This window comes from Pseudomonas moorei (assembly GCF_008801475.1).
In the GTDB taxonomy this organism is placed as follows: Bacteria; Pseudomonadota; Gammaproteobacteria; order Pseudomonadales; family Pseudomonadaceae; genus Aquipseudomonas; species Aquipseudomonas moorei.
On sequence record NZ_VZPP01000024.1, the window covers coordinates 33,100 to 53,861 of the forward strand.

23 protein-coding genes and 3 pseudogenes are annotated in these 20,762 nt (G+C 59.2%); 5 read left to right on the forward strand and 21 right to left on the reverse strand.

Translation table 11 applies throughout. The annotated features are described in order from the left end of the window. Positions 1 to 179 precede the first annotated feature (179 nt). From F7R06_RS29285 to F7R06_RS31640, 4 genes and pseudogenes are all read right to left on the reverse strand, one after another. Positions 180 to 3,146, reverse strand: coding sequence for a Tn3 family transposase (locus F7R06_RS29285; RefSeq protein WP_011005944.1), 2,967 nt, complete (start codon positions 3,144 to 3,146; stop codon positions 180 to 182). 3 nt (positions 3,147 to 3,149) lie between these two features. Continuing rightward, entirely contained in the window at positions 3,150 to 3,710 is a 561-nt protein-coding gene (locus F7R06_RS29290) for a recombinase family protein (RefSeq protein ID WP_001161490.1), read from the reverse strand. A 264-nt stretch (positions 3,711 to 3,974) separates the two neighbouring features. Then, complete coding sequence (gene merR, locus F7R06_RS29300; RefSeq protein WP_090315691.1) at positions 3,975 to 4,388, reverse strand: mercury resistance transcriptional regulator MerR; 414 nt, start codon at positions 4,386 to 4,388, stop codon at positions 3,975 to 3,977. Positions 4,389 to 4,598: 210 nt separating this feature from the next. Then, a pseudogene (locus F7R06_RS31640) lies at positions 4,599 to 4,890 on the reverse strand (transposase); the annotation flags it as partial. A 59-nt stretch (positions 4,891 to 4,949) separates the two neighbouring features. On the opposite strand from F7R06_RS31640, the gene F7R06_RS29310 reads away from it, so the two are divergent. Further along, positions 4,950 to 5,987 carry an IS5 family transposase gene (locus F7R06_RS29310; protein WP_023082810.1) on the forward strand — a complete coding sequence of 346 codons (1,038 nt, stop codon included), beginning with the start codon at positions 4,950 to 4,952 and terminating at the stop codon, positions 5,985 to 5,987. Between the two features lie 115 nt (positions 5,988 to 6,102). Here F7R06_RS29310 and F7R06_RS31280 read toward each other — a convergent pair whose 3' ends face one another. Then, the gene (locus F7R06_RS31280; RefSeq protein WP_023082812.1) at positions 6,103 to 6,231 is read right to left on the reverse strand and encodes a hypothetical protein; all 129 of its coding nucleotides are present in this window, start codon (positions 6,229 to 6,231) and stop codon (positions 6,103 to 6,105) included. A 47-nt stretch (positions 6,232 to 6,278) separates the two neighbouring features. Continuing rightward, complete coding sequence (locus F7R06_RS29320) at positions 6,279 to 6,638, reverse strand: hypothetical protein (RefSeq protein WP_010953870.1); 360 nt, start codon at positions 6,636 to 6,638, stop codon at positions 6,279 to 6,281. A 118-nt stretch (positions 6,639 to 6,756) separates the two neighbouring features. On the opposite strand from F7R06_RS29320, the gene mreA reads away from it, so the two are divergent. The 3 genes and pseudogenes from mreA to F7R06_RS29335 all read left to right on the forward strand — a co-directional run. After that, positions 6,757 to 7,044, forward strand: a complete 288-nt coding sequence (gene mreA, locus F7R06_RS29325; protein ID WP_010953869.1) for a metal-sensing transcriptional repressor MreA — start codon at positions 6,757 to 6,759, stop codon at positions 7,042 to 7,044. 10 nt (positions 7,045 to 7,054) lie between these two features. After that, positions 7,055 to 8,188: a Ni(II)/Co(II) efflux transporter permease subunit MrdH gene (gene mrdH / locus F7R06_RS29330; RefSeq protein WP_010953868.1), complete on the forward strand. Its 1,134-nt coding sequence runs from the start codon at positions 7,055 to 7,057 to the stop codon at positions 8,186 to 8,188. A gap of 4 nt (positions 8,189 to 8,192) precedes the next feature. Beyond that, positions 8,193 to 8,606: pseudogene (locus tag F7R06_RS29335) on the forward strand (YqaA family protein); the annotation flags it as partial. Between the two features lie 142 nt (positions 8,607 to 8,748). Here the strand turns inward: F7R06_RS29335 and tnpC are convergent. Further along, on the reverse strand, positions 8,749 to 9,111 hold the full coding sequence (gene tnpC / locus F7R06_RS29340) for a Tn3 family transposase post-transcriptional regulator TnpC (RefSeq protein WP_010953865.1): 363 nt from the start codon (positions 9,109 to 9,111) through the stop codon (positions 8,749 to 8,751). An 8-nt stretch (positions 9,112 to 9,119) separates the two neighbouring features. Continuing rightward, positions 9,120 to 12,125 (reverse strand): Tn3 family transposase, encoded by a 3,006-nt coding sequence (locus F7R06_RS29345; protein ID WP_023082813.1) that lies wholly within the window; start codon positions 12,123 to 12,125, stop codon positions 9,120 to 9,122. A 154-nt stretch (positions 12,126 to 12,279) separates the two neighbouring features. Here F7R06_RS29345 and F7R06_RS29350 point away from each other — a divergent pair. Continuing rightward, positions 12,280 to 12,543 (forward strand): annotated as a pseudogene (locus F7R06_RS29350) (LysR family transcriptional regulator); the annotation flags it as partial. 214 nt (positions 12,544 to 12,757) lie between these two features. On the opposite strand, the gene F7R06_RS29355 reads toward F7R06_RS29350, so the two are convergent. From F7R06_RS29355 to F7R06_RS30925, 13 genes are all read right to left on the reverse strand, one after another. Next, complete coding sequence (locus tag F7R06_RS29355; protein ID WP_011005881.1) at positions 12,758 to 13,180, reverse strand: helix-turn-helix domain-containing protein; 423 nt, start codon at positions 13,178 to 13,180, stop codon at positions 12,758 to 12,760. Positions 13,181 to 13,467: 287 nt separating this feature from the next. Then, the gene (locus tag F7R06_RS29365; protein WP_004574805.1) at positions 13,468 to 14,034 is read right to left on the reverse strand and encodes an OsmC family protein; all 567 of its coding nucleotides are present in this window, start codon (positions 14,032 to 14,034) and stop codon (positions 13,468 to 13,470) included. A gap of 14 nt (positions 14,035 to 14,048) precedes the next feature. Continuing rightward, complete coding sequence (locus F7R06_RS29370; RefSeq protein ID WP_004574804.1) at positions 14,049 to 14,825, reverse strand: SDR family NAD(P)-dependent oxidoreductase; 777 nt, start codon at positions 14,823 to 14,825, stop codon at positions 14,049 to 14,051. Between the two features lie 59 nt (positions 14,826 to 14,884). Further along, on the reverse strand, positions 14,885 to 15,469 hold the full coding sequence (locus tag F7R06_RS29375; protein ID WP_004574803.1) for a TetR/AcrR family transcriptional regulator: 585 nt from the start codon (positions 15,467 to 15,469) through the stop codon (positions 14,885 to 14,887). Further along, the gene (locus F7R06_RS29380; protein WP_004574802.1) at positions 15,466 to 16,146 is read right to left on the reverse strand and encodes a cupin domain-containing protein; all 681 of its coding nucleotides are present in this window, start codon (positions 16,144 to 16,146) and stop codon (positions 15,466 to 15,468) included. Before F7R06_RS29380 ends, F7R06_RS29375 begins: the two co-directional genes overlap by 4 nt. Before the next feature lie 703 nt (positions 16,147 to 16,849). After that, positions 16,850 to 17,284: a hypothetical protein gene (locus F7R06_RS29385; RefSeq protein ID WP_011005879.1), complete on the reverse strand. Its 435-nt coding sequence runs from the start codon at positions 17,282 to 17,284 to the stop codon at positions 16,850 to 16,852. A gap of 18 nt (positions 17,285 to 17,302) precedes the next feature. Further along, the gene (locus F7R06_RS29390) at positions 17,303 to 17,617 is read right to left on the reverse strand and encodes a TrfB-related DNA-binding protein (RefSeq protein WP_011005878.1); all 315 of its coding nucleotides are present in this window, start codon (positions 17,615 to 17,617) and stop codon (positions 17,303 to 17,305) included. A 16-nt stretch (positions 17,618 to 17,633) separates the two neighbouring features. Continuing rightward, positions 17,634 to 18,065 carry a hypothetical protein gene (locus F7R06_RS29395; RefSeq protein WP_011005877.1) on the reverse strand — a complete coding sequence of 144 codons (432 nt, stop codon included), beginning with the start codon at positions 18,063 to 18,065 and terminating at the stop codon, positions 17,634 to 17,636. Between the two features lie 60 nt (positions 18,066 to 18,125). Then, on the reverse strand, positions 18,126 to 18,953 hold the full coding sequence (locus F7R06_RS29400; protein ID WP_011005876.1) for a DUF932 domain-containing protein: 828 nt from the start codon (positions 18,951 to 18,953) through the stop codon (positions 18,126 to 18,128). A gap of 237 nt (positions 18,954 to 19,190) precedes the next feature. Continuing rightward, on the reverse strand, positions 19,191 to 19,373 hold the full coding sequence (locus tag F7R06_RS29405; RefSeq protein ID WP_062378630.1) for a hypothetical protein: 183 nt from the start codon (positions 19,371 to 19,373) through the stop codon (positions 19,191 to 19,193). A 20-nt stretch (positions 19,374 to 19,393) separates the two neighbouring features. Further along, positions 19,394 to 19,936, reverse strand: a complete 543-nt coding sequence (locus tag F7R06_RS29410) for a single-stranded DNA-binding protein (protein WP_011005875.1) — start codon at positions 19,934 to 19,936, stop codon at positions 19,394 to 19,396. Between the two features lie 24 nt (positions 19,937 to 19,960). Continuing rightward, the gene (locus tag F7R06_RS29415) at positions 19,961 to 20,353 is read right to left on the reverse strand and encodes a regulatory protein RecX (protein ID WP_011005874.1); all 393 of its coding nucleotides are present in this window, start codon (positions 20,351 to 20,353) and stop codon (positions 19,961 to 19,963) included. A gap of 170 nt (positions 20,354 to 20,523) precedes the next feature. Beyond that, positions 20,524 to 20,762 (reverse strand): hypothetical protein (locus F7R06_RS30925; protein WP_212613255.1); only part of this gene is annotated, 239 nt, incomplete at its 5' end.

The following is a 20,762-nucleotide window of genomic DNA, read 5'->3' on the forward strand; positions in this document are numbered from 1 at the left end:
TGGGCAACTGCAGGGCGATTTCCTGAGTCATGCGCTTTGTCAGCTGGCCGGGGTTGCAGCGCACCGGTCGTTAGACCGGCATGGGTTCAGAAGCCTAATACATATATGTGTTAGGGCTTCCACCCGTGAATGAGTTAAGTCATATAGGGGAGCCCGCAGAATTCGGAAAAAATCGTACGCTAAGGTTTTCCGGGCAACCGTAGCGGCCTGAACTTCCCGTCCTCCAGCCTGCGGCTCTGCCGCCAGACGTAATCGCCGGTCAGGTTGATGTGTTCCCAGCCCAGCGGCGACAGGTATTGCAGCAACTCACCGTTCACCGGCTTGCCGACCTCGACCAACCCCTGAGTGGCGCGCTCCAGGTACACCGTGTTCCACAACACAATGGCGGCCGTCACCAGGTTCAGGCCGCTGGCCCGGTAGCGCTGCTGCTCGAAGCTCCGATCCCTGATCTCGCCGAGGCGGTTAAAGAACACCGCCCTGGCCAGGGAGTTGCGCGCTTCACCCTTGTTCAGTCCAGCATGCACGCGGCGGCGCAGTTCGACGCTTTGCAGCCAGTCGAGGATGAACAGGGTGCGTTCGATCCGGCCCAGCTCGCGCAGGGCCACGGCAAGGCCATTCTGGCGTGGATAGCTGCCGAGCTTTCGCAGCATCAGCGAGGCAGTGACGGTGCCCTGCTTGATCGAGCTGGCGAGGCGCAGGATGTCGTCCCAATGGGCGCGGACGTGCTTGATGTTCAGGGTGCCACCAACCATTGGGCGCAATGTCGGGTAGTCCTGGACGCTATTCGGCACATACAGCTTGGTTTCGCCGAGGTCGCGGATGCGCGGTGCGAAGCGGAAGCCCAGCAGGTGCATCAGGGCGAAGACGTGATCGGTGAAACCGGCCGTGTCGGTGTAGTGCTCCTCGATCCGCAAGTCGGACTCGTGGTACAGCAGGCCGTCGAGCACATAGGTGGAGTCACGCACGCCGACATTCACCACGCGGGTGCTGAACGGTGCGTACTGGTCGGAGATATGGGTGTAGAACAGTCGCCCCGGCTCGCTGCCGTACTTCGGGTTGACGTGCCCGGTGCTTTCGCCCCGGCCGCCCGCCCGGAAGCGCTGGCCATCGGAGGATGAGGTGGTGCCGTCGCCCCAGTGGGCGGCGAAGGCATGGCGGTACTGGTGGTTGACCAGCTCGGCCAGGGCCGCCGAATAGGTTTCGTCGCGGATGTGCCAGGCTTGCAGCCAGGACAGCTTGGCGTAGGTCAGGCCGGGGCTCGACTCGGCCATCTTGGTCAGCCCGAGGTTAATCGCATCGCCCAGGATTGCTGACAGCAGCAATGTCCTGTCTTTGGCCTCGGCACCGTCCTTCAGGTGGGTGAAGTGGCGGCTGAAACCCGTCCAGTCGTCCACATCCATCAGCAGTTCGGTGATCTTGATGCGCGGCAACAGCTGACTGGTCTGGTCGATCAGCGCCTGCGCGGTATTGGGCACCGCAGAATCCAGCGGGGTGATCTTCAGCCCGGACTCGGTGAGGATGGCATCGGGCAGCTCGTTGTCCTTGGCCAGCCGGGTTACGGTGGCCAACTGCTCGTCCAGCAGCTGTAAGCGCTCTTCCAGGTACTGGTCGCTGTTCGGGTTGATCGCCAGGGGCAGGGCCTGTTCCCGCTTGAGCGCGGCGAACTTCTCTGCCGGCAGCAGGTAGTCGTCGAAGTCGCGGAACTGCCGTGAACCCTTGACCCAGATGTCACCGGAGCGCAGGGCGTTCTTCAGCTCGGACAGCGCGCAGATTTCGTAGAAGCGTCGGTCGTGGCCTTCCGGGGTGATCACCAGCGGCTTCCAGCGCGGCTTGATGAAGGCGGTAGGGGCATCCGCCGGCACCTTGCGCAGGTTGTCGGCGTTCATCTCGCGCAGGGTCTGCACGGCCGCCAGCACGCCTTGCGCGGCCGGTGCAGCGCGCAGTTCCAGCACCTCCAGCAGGGCCGGCGTGTAACGGCGCAGGGTGGCGAAGTTCTCGCCGACCAGGTGTAGGTGGTCGAAGCCCTCCGGCCGGGCCAGCAGCTCGGCCTCGCTGACGCTCTCGGTGAATTCGTCCCAGGGAATCACCGCCTCGATGGCGGCGTACGGATCGCTGCCGTTTTCCTTTGCCTCCAGCAGAGCCTGGCCGATCTTCGAGTACAGGCGCACCTTGTCATTGATCGCCTTGCCCTGCTTCTGGAACTGCTGCTGATGCTTGTGCTTCGCGCCGCTGAACAGCTTGACCAGGATGCGGTCGTGCAGATCGACCAACTCATCAATCACAGTCGCGGTGCTCTCCAGCACTACGGCGGCCAGGGTCGCGTAGCGCCGCTGCGGCTCGAACTTGCCAAGGTCTTTGGGCGTCATCTGCCCCCCTTCGCGGGCCAGCTTGAGCAGGCGGTTCTGGTGGATGTGCCGGCCCAGCCCTTCGGGCAAGTCCACCAGCTGAAATGTCTTCAGCCGCTCGATGTGCTTAAGCATGTGCCGAGAGTTGGGTTTCAGCGGTGCCTGGCGCAGCCAGGTCAACCAGGTGATGCTGCTGCCGGCCTTGAGCTTCAGCAGTTCGTCCAGCTTGGCACGGTGCGAGTCCGTGAGTGGTTCGACCAGGGCGCGGTAGACCCGCCGATTAGCCCGCGCAATGGCCTCCGAGCAGGCCCGATCAATTACGCTCAGCGCCGGCAGGATGCGCCGCTTCTGCCGCAGGCTCTCCAGAGCCTGGCTGGCCAGCAGCAAGCCCTTGTCGGTCTGCTGGGCCAACTCGGTCAGCTCGCGCACGAGGTTGCGGAAGTCGGACAGGCCAAACGGGGCCAGTTGCAGGTAGGTGCGCAGTTCATGGGCGTGCTCGCGGCGGGTCACGTCGCGTTCGCCGTACTTCGCCCAACTCGCCGGGTCGGCCTGAACCTGCTTGGCCACCCACAGGATGACCGGCTCGGGCGGCTCGCTGTCGGTGCCCAACGCATAGCCGGGGTAGCGCAGCAGGCTGAGCTGCACCGCGAAGCCTAGGCGGTTGGCGTCGCCGCGCCGCTGGCGGATCAGCGACAGGTCGGAGTCGTTGAAGGTGTAGTAGCGGATCATGTCATCCTGGCTTTCTGGCAACGCAAGCAGGGTGTCCCGCTCCGTGGCCGAGAGGATCAAGCGACGCGGCATGTATCAGTCGTCCGTGCGGAGGTACTGGTAGAGGGTTTCCCGGCTGATGTTGAACTCGCGGGCAAGCTGCGCCTTGGGCTCGCCGGCCGTCGCTCGCTGCCGCAGGGTAGCAGCCTGCTCATCTGACAGGGCTTTCTTGCGGCCTCGGTACGCGCCACGCTGCTTGGCCAAGGCGATACCCTCACGCTGCCGCTCGCGGATCAGGGCGCGCTCGAACTCGGCGAAGGCACCCATCACCGACAGCATGAGGTTGGCCATCGGCGAGTCCTCGCCGGTGAAGACTAGGCCCTCTTTCAGGAATTCGATACGCACGCCGCGCTGGGTCAGCTTCTGCACAAGGCGGCGCAGGTCATCGAGGTTGCGCGCCAGGCGATCCATGCTGTGCACTACCACTGTATCGCCTTCGCGGACGAAGCTCAGCAGCGCTTCGAGCTGGGGGCGCTGGGTGTCCTTGCCCGATGCCTTGTCGGTGAACACCTTGCTCACCTGTGTCTGTTCCAGCTGGCGTTCCGGGTTCTGGTCGAAGCTGCTGACCCGGACGTAGCCGATGCGGTGCCCCTGCACGATGTCTCCTTGGTTGAAGGCGGCTTAAGTGCTCCTTCTGTTCCGTTGTGCCTCAAACCCCGTTTCTGTCAGGCTGAAATCTATGACCTTCGCAGGCATGTGTCAAAAATGCGAAAGATGACTCTATTCTGACTAAGCGGCGCGGCTGTCACTTTCAGAAGGCGACAGCACGAAATATCAAAAGTCGACCGCACGGTCTTTTCTGACGTTGGAGTCGCCTCAGAAAACGGAAAATAAAGCACGCTAAGGCGTAGTTCCCTCGGGCTACACCGCGTCCGCACTGCGCGGTTCTTTCTTCCCTTGCAGTGACGCAATCAGCGGGCAGGAAACGTTCCCCTTCCGCGCATGGCAGGCGCACACCAAATCAGACAGCACGGCCTCCATGCGCGCCAGGTCAGCCATTTTCTCGCGCACGTCCTTGAGCTTGTGCTCGGCCAGACTGCTGGCTTCCTCGCAATGGGTGCCATCCTCCAGCCGCAGCAGCTCGGCGATCTCATCCAGGCTGAAGCCCAGCCGCTGGGCTGATTTCACGAACCGCACGCGCGCCACATCGGCGTCACCGTAACGGCGGATGCCGCCATAGGGCTTCTCCGGCTCAGGCAGCAAGCCCTTGCGTTGGTAGAACCGGATGGTTTCCACATTGACCCCGGCCGCCTTGGCGAATACGCCGATAGTCAGATTCTCCTTTTATTTTAAGTCTCGTATAGCTAGCAACCGCCATGCCATTGCTTATACCGATCCCCTTATTTCATCTAAATTATTGATTTTCTTTGTAAAAAAGAAAGGGGGGGTATGAGAGAAAATCTACAGCACGCTGGCTGTATTTGAGCAAATCATCAATCGCGCATAACCACCTGTCGATTTGATCAAGGCAGCGATAAAAAAGGTTCATCGCGCTTTCCCGGGGAAGACAGCCTTGACTTTCAGGAAGAAGTAGTCCGAGCCCCGGAAACCATAGGCCATGCGCTTGATCACCTTGATTCGGTTGTTCACGCCCTCCAGCAGGCTGGTATGCATGGGAAAACGGGCGCTGGCGAGGATGCCGCGGATATAGCGCCTGAGGTTTTTGGCGAAGCGCTAAGCCCCTGTCACGGGCATGCCGTAGCCAGGCCCGCCAGCGTTGCCAGCCTTCCCATACGCTCGGGGCGTAGCAGACTTCCTTCAGGGCACCTCGAAAAACCTCGGCCCCCTGCGATTGGTAAAATTGCGTTGTCCTGATTTCGTTCTCTGACACCAGCCATGAAGAAGCGCACTGCCATCAAGACGGACCTGTTCGCTGACGAACATCATCGGAAGAAGATCGACACGCTTGGAGATCCGCTGGCCCAGATCGAGTCGTACATCGATTTCGCGGCACTTGCGGCGGAAGTCGATCGGGTAGCGCCGCGCCCTGTCAGCCCTCAAGGCGGTCGCCCGCCGTATCCGACGGAGACGATGGTGCGGATTCTGGTGCTCAAGCGGCTGTACAACCTGTCGGATGAACAGATGGAGTACCAGTTGCTTGACCGGATGAGCTACAAGCGATTCTGCGGGTTGGCCAGCGCGGTCAATATTCCGGATCGAACGACCGTGTGGACGTTCGAGAACCGCATCGGCGACGCCGGCGCGAAGGTCCTGTTCGACGGTGTCACGGCCCAACTGCTCCGGCACGGATTCATCGCCCGCGGCGGCCAAATCGTCGATGCCACGCTGGTGCCTGCTCCCAAGCAACGTAACAGCCGTGAGGAGAACAAGCTGGTCAGGGAAGGCGCGATGCCGGCTAACTGGAAGCCAGCCAAACGGCGCCAGAAGGATACGGATGCCACCTGGACGCAGAAGCACGGCAAGAACCACTTCGGCTACAAGCTCTCGGTCAACGTGGACAAGAAGTACAAGATCATCCGCAAATTCGAGACTGATACGGCCAGCGTCCATGACAGCAAGCACTTCGATGCGCTCATCGACCGGAGCAACACGAGCCGCGATGTCTATGCGGACCGAGGCCACACCAGCGCAGACCGGGAGGGCTGGCTCAAGGATCACGGCTATCGTAATCAGATCCAGAGGAAGGGGTACCGCAACAAGCCCCTTTCCGAGTGTCAGCAACGGCGCAACCACCGCATCGCCAAGACGCGTGCCCGAGTGGAGCACGTGTTCGCGAGCATCGAGCAGATGGGCGGCAAGTTGATCCGTACCATCGGACAGGGGCGCGCGAACTTTGCGATGACGATGATGGCGGCCTGCTACAACTTGAAGCGGCTGGTGTACTTCCAGAAGGCGGGAATCAAGGCCTTCTGACGCCCGGAGTGGGCCGAATCGCCGCTGCAGAGGGCGATTCGGAAGAAAAACGGGGCGACACCGCCCAGAAAGCGGTGATTCGCCGCAGAAATCGAACCGAATTCGATCATGGCCATCATTTGGCGGTCGGATTCACTGAAAACCTCGCGTTATTCGAGGTGCCCATAAACAACAGCAGCAGTAATAACGAGCGATTCGGACGCACGACAAATGCGCCCATTGCGCTCATGGATAACGAATCCATGGTTGAGTCCTGAGTTAAAGGGGTCTTGGGCCGCACAGCAGCCTATGTCAGAGCACGAATGTGGCGCGCGGTGGCCGTTCAATCAGGAAGATCGGGCTTGGAGGAATGGAGTAACGAGGGGCGGGTATCGGCTGCGTACGTTCAGGCAGCGTGCTGATGCTGAGCAGCGTGGTCAGGTGCGGTGTTTCATGCACATGGTCGGCGGTCAGCGGTGAGTGGCAGTGATCCCCGTATGCAGCACAGGCGAGCGCCTCGTCACCATGGGTATGCGAATGTGCGCCATTGTTGCCACTCCCGACTGGCTGACTCGAACCCATAAAGAGCGCAGAGGTGTGCCCGGCCCAGGCTATCAAGATGGCCAGAGCAAGGGCAAAAATCACCTTAGTGCTGATGGGGTTGCTGAGCATGTCGTGTTTCTTTTGATGCCTAAGCGGATGGTTGTTCTGAAGGGGTAGTTGGTTTGACCATATCCCCCCCAGGGGGATAGGATGCGAGCGTAATTCATCGATGCATGAGACTCAAGGCATGAGCGATCACGAACACGGCCATCAGCACCAAAGTCATAGCGATATCATCAAAAGGTTGAAGCGTGCGGAGGGCCACCTGCGCAGCATCGTCAGCATGATCGAAGACAGCCGGGCCTGCGTCGACATCGCTCAGCAACTGCATGCCGTGGAAAAAGCCGTCTGCCAGGCCAAGCGTGTGCTTATCCAAGACCATATCGATCACTGCCTGGAACACACCGTCGAAGCACTCGCGACAGGTGAACGCGCATCGCTCGAAGACTTCAAGCAAATCACTAAGTACCTCTAGGCCTTTTCCCATGTCGAGCTTCGCTGAACTGCTGCAACAGGGAGCCTCGCAGGCCTGGTTGTACTTCCCCAGTGCCATCCTGCTGGGAGCCTTGCATGGCCTAGAGCCAGGGCATTCGAAAACCATGATGGCGGCGTTTATCGTGGCCATTCGCGGCACGGTGAAGCAGGCTGTTCTGCTGGGACTGGCCTCAACGCTTTCCCACACCGCAGTGGTTTGGCTGGTGGCCATGGCCGGCATGTACCTGGGGCAGAACCTGAATGCCGAAACCACCGAGCCGTATTTCCAGCTTGCGTCCGCCGCCATAATTATCACCATCGCCCTGTGGATGCTTTGGCGCACCTGGCGTGGCGAGCAGATGTGGCGCTTCGAGGAAGGCGATGATCTTCAGCATGACTATCACCACCACGATGAAATGCAGCGCATCGACACCGGGCATGGGCGCATCGAACTGTCGATCTTCGAAGAGGGCGTCCCTCCGCGCTGGCGACTGAATATCTTGACTGGCCATGCCTGGTCGGCAGCTGAAATGAGCCTGCTGACGACCCGCCCCGATGGCCTGGCCCAGCAGTTTCGCTTCGTCGACCGAGGTGACTACCTGGAGTCAGTGGACGAGATTCCCGAACCCCACGAATTCACAGCGCGCCTGAGCCTCGGCCATGCCGGTCATTCTCACGACTATGATCTGGAGTTCCACGAGCACGGCCACGGTCATGGCCATGATCATGCAGAACTGGAGGGCCTGGAGCTGTCGTTGGAGGGCTACCAGGATGCCCATGAGCGGGCGCATGCCAACGATATCCGCAAGCGCTTTAGCAATCGCAACGTCACCACGGGCCAGATCATCCTGTTCGGTTTGACGGGCGGGCTGATTCCTTGCCCGGCAGCGATCACCGTGCTGCTGCTCTGCCTACAAGTGAAGGAAGTCGCGCTGGGAGCCGTGCTGGTGTTGTGCTTCAGCATTGGCCTGGCCATCACCCTGGTTACCGTTGGTGCTGCCGCCGCTATCGGAGCACGCCAGGCGTCCAATCGCTGGCCCTGGCTTGGTGCTGTGGCGCGTCGCGCTCCGTACCTGTCCAGCCTATTGATCATCGGTGTGGGGATTTACGTGGGTGTCCATGGCTGGATCGGCCTGAACGCCTAGCCTGATGTGCGAGTTATCCGGCTATTTCGGCCTGTTCCTCGCCGCCTTCGGTGCCGCCACGCTGCTGCCCATGCAGCCGGAAGCGGTGCTGGTCGGCTTGCTGCTGACCGACCCCTATGCCGCCTGGACACGGCTGGCCGTGGCGACCACGGGCAATGTACTGGGCTAAGCACTGAACTGGCTGTTGGGCCGTTTTATCGAACACTACCGACACAAACGCTGGTTTCCCGTCAGCGAAGAAAAACTGGAAAAGACCCAGCAGGCTTATCACCGCTTCGGGCGCTGGTCGCTGCTGATCAGCTGGGTACATATTATTGGTGATCCACTCACAGTAGTGGCTGGCGTCCTGCGGGAACCCTTTTGGAGCTTACTGTTGATCGTAACGCTGGCCAAGGCCACTCGCCATCTGGTGCTGGCCCCTGACGCTCGGGTGAGACAGGTCAAGTTCTTCGGCTGGTCGCTCGATAAGTATTGGATTGCCGCTGTCGAAGATTTAATCCGGCAAGAGATGGTCTTTCCTCAAGCCTGCGCATTTACAATATAGGCACTCTCCCAAGTGCTTACTGTTCGTGGTCGGGCGCTAGATTGACCAAGGGGATTATTCCAGCTTGAGCAGAGCGCACCCACCCAGCGAGGGTCTCGAGATTCTGTTGCAGCGACTCAGCCTCCGTCCAGATGCAGGCATTCTCAGTAGGTACTGTCAGTGGCACACCCTCTACAAGGGTTAGGGCCATCGCATGAAGCTTCAGCAGCTCATCTCGGACAGCCACAACTCCACCTAACTCAGCCAGACAGGCATCGAATTGGTCAACCAGTCGCAGAAGCTGGGAGGTGTCGAAGCTGGCTCGCAGCTTGTCCAGTGCTACACCATCCACTTCTCCGTAGGGTGTGACTCGAAAAGTCGCGGGAGGGATCTCGATCATGTTGCCTCCTAGGCACCGGTCTTGCTGGCCGTGTTGGCTCGAAGCGAGCCGGCGGCCTGTTGGAATACCGAGTCCTTGATCCAGGGCTCCGGTGGCCTATTGAGCTTGAGGTTGAACTCACCGAAGCGCTTGACGTTGCTGGTCAGGTAGGGGCTGAGGAACGACACGTCCTCATCGGTGAACTGCCAGCCCTCGCGGGCCAGTTTATGCAGGATGCGCATCATGTCCACAGTGTTCTGCAGGATCACCGACGAGGCCACCATGTCGTTGTAGCGCAGCCGTTTCTGCTGCTCGTCCGGATCGTTTTCAGCAATCACATCGCCGCCGAAAGATAACCACTTGGAGAAACCGTTGTAGGACTCGATCTTGTTGGTGTTCGCGGTGACCTCCTGGCGCAACTCGCGACTGCCGATCCAGTTGAGCAAGAAGATCGTACGGATCACGCTGCCCAGTGCCTGAGCCGCATGGTAGAGCTTGTTGCGCCGGCTGTAGGAGCCGAGTTTGCGCAGCAGCATGGGCGAGGAAATCTTGCCGGCCTGGATCGACAATGCGACCTGCATCAGATCCTGCCAGTGGGTTTCGATCAAGTTCCAGTCGGCAGTGTCGGTGAACAGGCGGTTGATATGCTTGTACGAAGCACCGCGATCCGGCCGGCACATCACCAGGTCGCGCCAGTTGCGAATACGTGGCATCAGATTGATGCCCAACAGATGGGTGAAGGCAAACACCGTGGCCGACTGCCCTTGGGTATCGGAGTACACCGTGTCAGCCTCGACGCTGAGATCAGCCTTGAGCAGCCCCTCGATCACGTAGATCGCCTCCCAGATGCCCGGCGGGATGAAGTGCTGGAACACGGCGATGTAGTTGTTGGCCACGTGCCGATAGGCCACGGCTCCCATTTTGCGGTAGCGAAAGTGGTAGCCGGCCAGCAGGTTGTCATCATAGAAGTCGAACTGCGTGCCGTCCGCAGCCACCGCCTTGCCATCGCCCCAGAGCTTGGGCAGATCAAGTTGAAGGTAGAGTTCCACCAACTCGCGGTTAGCCTTGTCCAGTTTTTCCAGCGAGAGGTGACGGCGATTCGTATAGGACAGCATGTGTGGCGTGACATTACCGGTCAGATGCCGTGCAGCCTGGCTAGGGCCTAGGTTGCAGCCCATGGCGAAGATCGTCATCAGGTAGCGCTCGGCAGGCTCTTTGAGCTTCGGCTCGTTACCGGACATGGGCCCGAAATGCCGCGTGAACTGAATCCAATGCTCGATGTTAGCCATGATATCGAGCACATGCCTGGCCGGCATGCGCTGCATAAGCGCCGTCTGCAGCGAGATGGCCGAAGGGGGGATGTCCCGCGCCGCTACTCGGCGCAACACCGGTTCTCCAGCTTCGTTAATCGATACGTCCCCTCGGCATGATGGGAATTTCTCGTCCAGTTGTTGCGCGGTTTCCTCCAACTGGGTCTTGAGAGAGGCAACAAACTCCTTCGCTGTGCCAGGCAGCCCCATCTTTTCGCAGTAGGCCGGTAGTCGCTGGAGACATTCCTCCCAGGGTAGCAACTGCTTGCGATAGTCGGCGAAGGATACCGACCCTTGTACGCACATGTCGCCGGATCGCAGCTCGCTGGCCAGGTAGGAGAAAACGCAAACTTCCAGATAGCGCCGGTTGGTCGGTGGCCCCTCACTCGAAGGGCGACGAACGACCTTGACCCAGCGCTCCGACGCAAACGACAAATCGACGTGCTCGTCGATCCATTCGCGGTGTAGATTCTCGCTGTCCTGGATCAGTTGAAGTGCCTGAGTCAGCGACCGATCCTGAGTCGTGGGCTCCAGTTGGAGAAGGTGACTGAGACGGAACAACAGCGAGCGATGGGACCTGAAGTGCTTCCAGATCAACGGCAGGTAGTTATTACCGCCGGTAGCTTGGACTTCGGCGCAAGTCTCACGCAACCGATCCAGATTGCCATCAGGGGAGAGGTATTCCCGAATCAGGCTGCCAGCTTCCTGGTCATCCGGTTCTTGAACCAGAATCTGCACCACGCCGTCCAGGGTCGCCGCCAACTGCTCCAGCTTCTGGCGTTGTCGCGCCTGGATTTGTTCCAGCTCCTCCTTGGCGCGTTTATGGATCGTCGAAATCCGCCGGATGAACATCTCGGCCAGGTGGTCCCGAGTTCGCACACGCATTCGATATATCAAGGCCAGCATCAGCGTGTGGCGCTTCGGCAGCGAGCAGTCCTTCAGCTCGGAGACGTCCGCCGCCGCGGCTTGGGCAGCAAAGTGGCGAATCTTGGCATCGACGATCCCCTCAAAGATGGCCTCCAGGTCCCCGAAGCTCTCTAGCCAGGCCAAGTGGTCGATCAGCACCTCCAGGTGCTTGCGAGATGGCTTCTTGGGTGCCTGTTTCAGCGCATTGAAATCGCTCTGGCGCCGGCCGAAGTCGGTGTCGAGCAGCTCCTTCAGCTTGTAGATCACCTCGATTGGCGCTCGAGTCACGACTAGGTTGAAGGTAACTTCCTGGGCACTCGCCAAGGCGGTTTCTGCGAGGTTGTTGAGCGTCGAATAAGCCGGAAGCTCATAGCCACGCTGAATCAGCTCATCAAGCATGGCATTGATGAGATCGACTCGCTGCTCAAGAACTACAGCGCAGTCACGTGCGATCTGCTCAGTGACCGCTAGCCCGTCGCTGCTGTAGAAGGGGGTAACCTGCAGGTACTGCCGTACCGCTGCTTGGTGCCGGTAAAGGGTGCGGGGATTGCTATAGCGTGGAGCTATTCGTGCGCCGTAGCGGAGGCATTGCCGGACATGACTGATGAGTTCCTGAGGAAGCTCCTCGAACGGAACGAAATAGTGCAGCTGCTGAAACACCTTTAACTGGATTGCCAGCCCAATCGAGAGCGCTGGACTCTTAGCGGTGTTGTTGACCCATTCGATCTCTGAATCAGACAGGGAATAGCTTCGATGAAGCTCCTTGGCCGGTAGCTGACTGGGCAAGATAGGGTAGGCTGTTCTTTCCACCGATGCCATTGAACACATCCCCCAAGCGAGGCAAAAGCATCAGCATAGACGGCTAGCCAGACGGTGGATGACCAGCAAGCCACGGCCTCTCGAATAACCTTTTAAATCATATATTTACAGAACGAATGTCCTAATTTTTGCCTTATCTCGGCATAACCCCAGCATGAACATACGCCATCTTCGCTGCTTCATCGCCGTGGCAGAGGAACTGCACTTCGGCCGAGCCGCTCGACGGCTGCACATCGAACAGTCTCCACTGTCGCGCACGATCCACCAGATGGAGGCGGATCTAGGGGTGTCGCTGCTCGACCGCTCGCCACGCGGTGTTCGTCTCACATTGGCGGGACAGGTCTTCCTAGAAGAAGCCCGGCGCGTACTGCTGGCCTTCGAGCAAGCTCGGACCAAGGCACGCGCCGCGGCAAAGGGGTTTGGGGAGCAACGGAACAGAAAGTGCACTTAAGCCCAGCGCCTGCCCGCAAACCCTTGTGGCGTCTGGTTAGTTCGGGAAAACCATCCTTTTGTCGAACCCTGGCAGGCACTGACGCCAGGCCGTCCAAACGCATGAAAAGCAGTGCAGAAAAGTCGTTCAGTAAAACAAAGTCTGGATAACCGCCCCTATTTTCGGCAGCGGTGAACTCTAGCTAAGCCTTACGTTGGTTTTTGGTTCCACTGCTCCCCAAACCCCTTTTGCACGCCTGCGCGACTTCGCGGTGGAACGCCGCCAGGCTGCGTTTCTGCTTGGTCAGGAAGCGCTTTTGCAGCAGCTCGCGGATGATGCGCTCGACCGGTTCCGGCAAGCGCCCCTTGCCTTTGCCGCCGCCGGATCGGCCGGGCGTCAGGTCTGTTACCAGGCCAGTACCCTGCCGGGCGCGACGGATCAGGACATATACCTGTCGCCGGGACAGGCCCAGCGCTTGGGCTGCCTCATCGGCGGCTTCATGCCCGACCACCTCAAGCGCTGCCAGTGGCCCGATGATTTCCGTCCGGTGCCGGGCTTGCGCCCATGCCTCGTCGGGCAGGGTGGCCACGCCTTGCGCGGCAATCGGTGGAGTGTCTGATGTCATGCCCAAACCTCGCTTTGGTGCACACGAGTATTGAGCATAGTCGAGATTGGTGCAGACGACTCCTGATATTGGGCTGTCAGGAGCCGTATGCACACCAGGCGTTACATCCAGTCGGATGGTGCGGTCGTCTTCTGAAAACGACAGCGGCCCTGCCTGACATCCAGTTAGGGTATACCTCAAATTGACACTGCGTATTCCAGAGAACGTGATGACGGAAGGTTGAACCTTCCGTCATAGCGCATCTGGTTTGGCCTCCCGTCAGCCAACCACGGGAAACACTGACTCGATCATTGGAGAATGGTCAGCTTGGCCTTGAGATCAATGGCTCTCGCGAAGTTGTGGTAATTCGGCGATGTTCGCTGCACCTGCGCGTGCAATGCTTTCAGCGCCGCCGAATCCGCCGACGACTCCATTTCGACCTCATACTCGACCTGGTCGTACCCTGGATTGATCCCAGGATCGATTCCAAGAAAACCTCTCAGATCGAGGCTTCCCTTCGTGCGGATAGTCAGCGATTGCAACTCGATGTTCATTGCCGCCGCATTTGCCGCGTAGGTTGCAGTCATGCATGCGTTCAACGCAGCCAGGATCAATTCTTGTGGATTAGCGGCCGTGTCGGTACCGAGCAATTCTGCCGGTTCGTCCGCGTCGATGACAAAGCCGCGCGCCAAGGCCGTGTCACCTAGTACGAGCGGCATGGTTCGCGCACGCGTCCGGGTGCCACCCTCCCAGGTTGTCACGACGCCGAACGTCGCGATGCCTGCGGCGGGCTTTGCTGCGACCTGATCTGCAAACTCACGCAATGCGCCGACGTTGATCCCGTTGCCGGGAGTTCCTTTAATGTTTGTGTTCATTTCTCGTTCCCCCATTATGTGTTACGCCCGGCCATCACGCCGCCGTCAACGTCCCAGATTGCGCCCGTCACCCATGCTGCCTTGTCCGACAACAGGAAGAGGATGACCTCGGCGACGTCTTGTGGCGTCCCAACCCTGCCGATTGGGTGGAAGCTGTTGAATCCCTGTAAGGCGCCATGAACCTCGGCCTTGGGTATGAATCCCTCGTAAATCGGCGTTTCGACAACCGCCGGAGAAACGGCATTGACCCTGATTTGTTTGGATGCCAGCTCCATCGCAAGGTGCTGGGTCAGCGAATGCAAACCTGCTTTTGCCATCGAATACGCGGACGACGGCGTAGCCGCAATCGCCTGCTTGCCCCACATCGAGCCGATGTTCACAATGGCGCCGGGACGCTCGCTGGCCACGAGATTGGCCACGACTTTTTGTGTGATGAAGAAGAACGCTTTATTCAACGTCAAATATTGTTCGTAATCACTTTCCGTGTGCTCAAGAAACGCCTTCGGGAAGAACACCCCAGCCGCGTTGACCAGAAGATTGATGTCCTTGTGGTGTTCATCGATGGTATGCAGGAGTCGCTTCACATCTTCGGCTCGCGAGAGATCGGCAGTCAGGGCGGTCACGGTGCCCAACGACGACAGCGCCTTGCGGGCCTCTTCGGCCTTGTCTTCACGGTGACCGACGATGACGACGCTTCCGCCTTGCTCAAGAACCATGCGGGCAGTTTGCAGTCCCATCCCGCTAGTGCCGCCGATGACCAACAACTTCTTGCCATTAAATTCAGTACTCATAATAATCTCCTTAACTACCAACTAAATGGTAGGGTTGTGTTGCAAAAAAAGTGCCGACCTCAGGTCAACACGGTGGAAAGAAAAGTGTTTCCAACTTCGGCCGGTCCGCGTGACGACCGCATGCCACGGCCCACCATCATCGAGCCTTCCAACGCGCACAAGAATGCCTCTGCGAGAGCCTCTGGGGTGGAATTCGAGGTGATCAGCGCGGCACGCTGACCATCGGCAACGACAAGAGTCAACCAGTCGAGATTGACTTTAAAGAATCGCTCGACCTCGCTCACAACGGCGTCCGGCAGCGAGTCCGACTCGGCACCCAACATGCCGCAGACACAAAGGCGCCGGTCCTTGGCGAAGGTGCGTTCGAAAAGTGCCGCATACGCAGTTAGCCTGTCAGGCGCTTTCGCATGCTGCCCTTCGATGCTCAGCAACTCCTCACGAAACCGGTGCGTGTAGCGCTGTGCGACCACGGCCACGAGTTCACCCTTCTTGGGAAAGTGGTGGTGGATACTTGGTTTTTTGATGCCTACCAACTGGGCCACGTCGTCGTATGAGAAGCCGTTGTAGCCGTGCTGCTGTACCAACCCTTCAGCGGCATCGACCACCCGCTCGGCGGTCGGCGAGATTTCGGAGAAATGCTTCATGCAAGCGCCTCATTTGATTCGGCGACTGGCAGGTGGCCTGTCTTGACCAGGATGGTGCAGCCTGTATTGCTGAAGGGACGGTGAGCACTCAAATGCGGACTGCGCATCCATGTGCCGGTAGGGTAGCTTCCGAACTCATCCTCAAAGACGCCTTCCAACACATAGATTTCTTCACCGCCGTAGTGACGATGCGAATTGAATCGTGTCCCCGGGGCCCAGCGCACCAAAGCCGTATGTTGTGTGTCGAACTCAGAAAGTGGCATCACCGACAGACCCGGCACGAGGCCTGGAAACCAGGGGCCGTTACGGGTGTCGACCACGGTGCGTTGGCTGTCGGCTAGATCAAGATGGCGCAGCTTGACGAACAACGTGCAACCCGTCGCGGAGCTCGGTGCATGCGAAGAACCTGGTGGATTCTTGATGTAAGTCCCAGGCCCGAAGGTCCCGGATTCGTCGCTGAATTCGCCGTCCAGGACCAGAATCTCCTCGCCCAAGTCGTGCTTATGATTTTCAAAAGCGGAGCCCGGCGCGTATCGCACGATCGAGGTGGCACGCGCCACTTCGTCGCCATCACGCTCCAGTAACTGGCGTTGAATCCCGGTCGCTGGCGAATCGACCCACTGTAAGCTTGAAGGCTCGACGACAACACGCTGCGAAAGATCTGAATTGAGTTTCATGGCTTTATTTCATCTACCGACTACTTGGTAGGTAAGTTATAAGATCCCGATTTGTTTGTCAAATAGCTTTCGCCATTTTCTTTCATCCATTGAAAAAACAATGAATTGGTTACAAGAACTCGCGAAGCTTAGCGTACGATTTTTTCCGAATTCTCTATCGTCCCCATATATGCGTTAGGGCTCACCAGCGCCTTGAGGCTTTTGGCGTGCGGATCCAAGGGCGCAGCTCTTGGTCGCCGAAGGCTGCTTTTGCGCTGCAGCAGCTCGCGCCCCCTAAATCGTCCCGTGAGCGGGCCCCAACAAGGGCCAGAGCGAACGGTGCGGTTGTCCACGGGCCAGGCGCGCTTTATTGCCTGGCCGGTGGTCAACCGCAGGGCGATTTCCTGAGTCATGCACAGCCTTTGCCGCGAGCTGCTGCAGCGCCCGGCCTGCTGGCCGGTATGACCTCAATCATGATTGCCCCCGGGGTGGAAGGGAGCCCGGGCGTGAGGCCGGGCCGAAAGTAAAACCCTGGGCCGTACGATACAATTGGCAAGCGGAGCGCGCAGGCCGTAGGCCGGAGACGTGAGGATGGAAGCCCGAAGGGCCAAGACCCGGCGCGCTTTTGGCCGGGGCTTGGTTCACGACAGCCGCCCCCCGAAGGGGGCACGCACAAGGGAGGGAATCAGTTTGTGGGCTGGCCTGGCCAGCTCACAAGGCGGGTTCAGGCGTCGTTTCCGACTGGTTTGGATGGCTTAGGCGGCAAGTTGGTGTAGGCCGTGAAGGCGTAGAAGGCGGTGACGCCACCAGGCACGACGTACATAACCAGCTTTGCCAGGAACATAGTCATGGCAGCTACGTTGGCGGCTACGTCTAAATTAGAGGTGGCCGGCTCCGCGTAGGCATCAAAACCAATCGCCATCACCAGCACGATGGCCAAGAGGAAAAGCAGCATCCATTTCCAGTATTGCCGCGCAGGTTTCGAGAACGTTAGCAGGGCGCCGCTTACGAAAAGCGACAGTGTGTAATAGCGGTAAGTCCAGACAGTGAAGCCAAGCGAATCAGAACCGGCGCCCAGTAGCTGGCTGAAAACAATAACAGCGCACGCCAGTGCAAAACCGGCCATCACCGACCAAAACAAACCTACGATGGTTTTCATATCAAACTCCTTTTGTCGTTACTTCGGTTTTTGCGGCGCCGGTTGCGGGTATGGCTTGGCCATTTCCCGTACCTGCTCCGCCAGATCAGGGGGCAGCCACACCAAGACGGGTACCAGCTCGCCGGCGCCGTGGTCCTCTAGGATCTTTCGCACACGCTTAACCGCTGCGTGTGCGGTCTGCTTGCTTATCCCCCTAGCCTCCGCTACATCCGTGATGCGCTGGCCATCGACTAGAACAGCCTTGGCCACCTCTACGGTCGAGATAGCCAGGCGTTTGGAAGCAAAGAGGGGCGCAACCTTCTTCCATTCTTCTTTGGTGTACATCGGCTGCATTCATCAGCTCCTAGGGTCAGTGTTCAATCAGCCGCGGCCCCCCAGCCTCGCTGATGCGTTGCCAGATCTCGCAATGCGTGATCGTGGGCAGTGCAAGGAACGACCAGTAACAACCGCGTGAACGGGCGTACACGCGCACCAGGTCGCCAATCTCGGGGGCCTGCAGTATGAACGAATCGCCGGCCTCGCCGGCTTGATAGTCGAGCACTTGAGCACGGCTAAGCGCGAAGTCGTACCGGGTTTCGGTAATGCGCGCCGGCTGGGTGCCATGGGCGGCTTCCTGAGCTTTCAGAAAACCGATTTCATCCCCCAGCACAGCGCCGGGGTGTCTTACCTGGATCTCTGGCAGCATGAGCCAGGTTCCGCGCGCGGCCCAAGCATTCGGGCCGATCTCACGGGCATAGTCGATGATTGCGGTTTGGCCGGGTACATAGAAAACTTTTTGCATGGCTGCGATCTCCTTGCACTTGGTGCAGACCGGGCGCGCACGGCGCCCGGCCTGGGGCTGTTAGGCGGCTTGGCGCAGGTGCTGGGCCAGAACCCACAGGGCGCGATTGAGTTTCACGTCCTGGTCAATGCCGGAAACGGCACGGGTGCTGGTACGGCGCCCTTGTTTGTTGCGGCCTCGCAGCCCTCCTTTGATGGTGTTTTCCTGTACGCGGTTGAAGGTCGACCAAAGGTCATTGGTGGCGTCTTCGCGGCGACGCGGTGCCAGCAGCTGGCTTGCAGTTACCGGCGCTGGGCCGTCCGCTGGGTCATAGCGGTAGGCAAGTGCTGCCTCGGCGAAAGCGTGCTGCAGGTCGTTGCCCAGCTGGATGCCTTTCATGGTTTCGCGCTGATCCTCGATCAGCTCGAATTGATTCAGGACTTCATACGCGCCCTCGATCACATCCCCGATAACATCCTGGCGACCGCTGTGGCGCACTTTCTGGTCCATCGCGGCCTCGCCCAGCACCAGGCCGTTGGCGCATACGAAACGGAAGCAACCGCCCATCATTTGGTAGCTGCTGGTGCCGTCGTGGCTGTTCAGCAGGATGATTTCGTTGGCTTCCTTGGCCACGATGGTATTGGCGTGACGCAGGCGGATCATGTGCTTGGTGTGTTCGCGCTTGTCGGTGTTGCGCACGCGAGTTTGGCAGGCCATGAACGGCATGAACCCCTCACTGCGCAGCGCTTCGAGTACGTCGACGGTGGGAATGTAGCGGTAGCGATCGGAGCGGCTTTCGTGCGCTTCCTCGGCAAAGATCGAGGGTGCTACGCGGGCGATCTCGTCATTGCTCAGTGGGCTGTCGCTGCGGACCATGCAAGGGTTACGGAAGTTGCTGGATAGACGCATTTTTGAATCTCCTTCGCGATTTGCCTGGCGCGGTTGCCGCCGCTGGTTCCAGGCTGTCGAGGCGGGATTGCTTCGACGGGGTTAGTATCGCAAAGGGTCGAACCAAAGTCAACTAATAGTCAATTCCAATTTGACCACTTGTCGACAAAAAACCCGGCCATGCGCCGGGTTCTCATTATTCCCTCCTTCAGTCGCCGGCCTAAGCCCAGCGCAAGCCAGGCTTAGGCACCACCTCCTTTAATCCTTGCCGCGAATGCGTTTGAGCAGGGATCCCCAGTACAGGCTTACCACGGCCAAGACCAAGCCCAGCAAGATGAGGGCCACTGCCCATTTAGGTGCTGGCTCGCCGTTGAAACTGGAAAGAAGCAGCGGACTAGATACCAGGATTAAAACGGCAGCGAGTATATGAAATTTGCTCATTGATCAAATCCTTATGATGGTTACTGTAGGTGCCAGTTGAAGCGGTACGGATCCATGAACGGTATGTCGTCATCGAAGCTGTCGAAGTCTGCGGCAGGCTGCGCCGGCTGCTGAGGTGCAGGAGGCTGCTGTGGGCGCTGCTGACGCGGGGCTTGTTGGCGGGGTTGCTGGTTGCTGCCGCCCTGGTTGTACGGATCTCCACCTTGTTGCTGGTTCTGCGGGCGACCGCCGAGCAGCTGCATCGTGCCTTGCATGTCGACAATGATTTCGGTGGTGTAACGCTTGATACCGTCCTTCTCCCACTCGCGGGTCTGCAGCTTGCCTTCGATGTAGCATTGCGAGCCTTTGCGCAGATATTCGCCGGCGATCTCGGCCACCTTGCCGAACAGCGACACACGGTGCCATTCGGTGCGCTCGACCTTCTGACCGGTCTGCTTGTCGGTCCACTGCTCACTGGTGGCCAGGCTGAGGTTGGTAACGGCGTTGCCGTTGGGAAGGTAGCGGACCTCGGGATCCTGCCCGCAAGTACCGACCAGGATTACTTTGTTTACGCCACGGGCCATGATGAATCTCCTTTTCCGTCTGGGTTAGTCGTTCTCGAAGCAACCGCAAGGGCAAGTCATGCTGTCCAGGCCATGACTGCAAATGCCGTTGTCGGCGTCTTCCTGGCGTTGCGCCTCGCGTTCACTGGCCGACATATAGCCATAAGCATCGCGGGCGTACGCAAAGACTTCTGCCACTCCCTCGGCTTGCTCATCGGTGCCAAACGCCGCGTCCATGCTTGCACAGAAGGCGTTTTGAACCATGGTGTCATAGGTGGGATAGCGCTTGCATGCCGCGCCGTAGAGTTCGTCAACCTTGCGCTCCATCGCCTCGATGTTCGATTCAGCGACCGGAGCCCAAATCTTTTTGGCGAAGTTCAAGAAGTCGCCAGGGGTGAGCCAGTTGCCGAATGCTGGGGCTTGCGCGGTGATAGTCATGGGTAGCTCCTTCGCGGTTTACCTGGCGCGGTTGCCGCCGCTTGATCCAGGCCGTCAAAGCGGAATTGCTTCGACAGAGTTAGTATCGCAAAGGACTGCACCAAAGTCAACTATTGGTCAAATCCAAATTGACCATTTGTCGAGATTCTCGCACGCGAGAAAATACCGCTTCAAATGTGCGCCATACGCTTGACTGCTCTGCCGAGCTGCTTTAATGCCGAGTGTTTGGGCGCGGGAAACAAACGCTCTTCAAAGCAGCAGCCGCGCAGCGGATGCCGCCTCGCTCTTTGGGAATGGAAGCACACCACCGCTGGGTGGATCTGCTCGGCAGCCTTCGGTAGGACGCGGTAAGCCCGGACTATCCAGAGCCAGGCCGCGTGCAAGGGGTCGTGGAATACCGCAGAGAGCG

Coding starts and splice junctions, on each gene's coding strand:
- F7R06_RS29285 (WP_011005944.1), bottom strand. CDS start 3,146: ATGCCGCGTCGCTTGATCCTCTCGGCCACGGAGCGGGACACCCTGCTT.
- F7R06_RS29310 (WP_023082810.1), top strand. CDS start 4,950: ATGAAGAAGCGCACTGCCATCAAGACGGACCTGTTCGCTGACGAACAT.
- F7R06_RS31280 (WP_023082812.1), bottom strand. CDS start 6,231: ATGGATTCGTTATCCATGAGCGCAATGGGCGCATTTGTCGTGCGTCCG.
- F7R06_RS29320 (WP_010953870.1), bottom strand. CDS start 6,638: ATGCTCAGCAACCCCATCAGCACTAAGGTGATTTTTGCCCTTGCTCTG.
- mreA (WP_010953869.1), top strand. CDS start 6,757: ATGAGCGATCACGAACACGGCCATCAGCACCAAAGTCATAGCGATATC.
- mrdH (WP_010953868.1), top strand. CDS start 7,055: ATGTCGAGCTTCGCTGAACTGCTGCAACAGGGAGCCTCGCAGGCCTGG.
- tnpC (WP_010953865.1), bottom strand. CDS start 9,111: ATGATCGAGATCCCTCCCGCGACTTTTCGAGTCACACCCTACGGAGAA.
- F7R06_RS29345 (WP_023082813.1), bottom strand. CDS start 12,125: ATGGCATCGGTGGAAAGAACAGCCTACCCTATCTTGCCCAGTCAGCTA.
- F7R06_RS29355 (WP_011005881.1), bottom strand. CDS start 13,180: ATGACATCAGACACTCCACCGATTGCCGCGCAAGGCGTGGCCACCCTG.
- F7R06_RS29365 (WP_004574805.1), bottom strand. CDS start 14,034: ATGAACACAAACATTAAAGGAACTCCCGGCAACGGGATCAACGTCGGC.
- F7R06_RS29370 (WP_004574804.1), bottom strand. CDS start 14,825: ATGAGTACTGAATTTAATGGCAAGAAGTTGTTGGTCATCGGCGGCACT.
- F7R06_RS29375 (WP_004574803.1), bottom strand. CDS start 15,469: ATGAAGCATTTCTCCGAAATCTCGCCGACCGCCGAGCGGGTGGTCGAT.
- F7R06_RS29380 (WP_004574802.1), bottom strand. CDS start 16,146: ATGAAACTCAATTCAGATCTTTCGCAGCGTGTTGTCGTCGAGCCTTCA.
- F7R06_RS29385 (WP_011005879.1), bottom strand. CDS start 17,284: ATGAAAACCATCGTAGGTTTGTTTTGGTCGGTGATGGCCGGTTTTGCA.
- F7R06_RS29390 (WP_011005878.1), bottom strand. CDS start 17,617: ATGCAGCCGATGTACACCAAAGAAGAATGGAAGAAGGTTGCGCCCCTC.
- F7R06_RS29395 (WP_011005877.1), bottom strand. CDS start 18,065: ATGCAAAAAGTTTTCTATGTACCCGGCCAAACCGCAATCATCGACTAT.
- F7R06_RS29400 (WP_011005876.1), bottom strand. CDS start 18,953: ATGCGTCTATCCAGCAACTTCCGTAACCCTTGCATGGTCCGCAGCGAC.
- F7R06_RS29405 (WP_062378630.1), bottom strand. CDS start 19,373: ATGAGCAAATTTCATATACTCGCTGCCGTTTTAATCCTGGTATCTAGT.
- F7R06_RS29410 (WP_011005875.1), bottom strand. CDS start 19,936: ATGGCCCGTGGCGTAAACAAAGTAATCCTGGTCGGTACTTGCGGGCAG.
- F7R06_RS29415 (WP_011005874.1), bottom strand. CDS start 20,353: ATGACTATCACCGCGCAAGCCCCAGCATTCGGCAACTGGCTCACCCCT.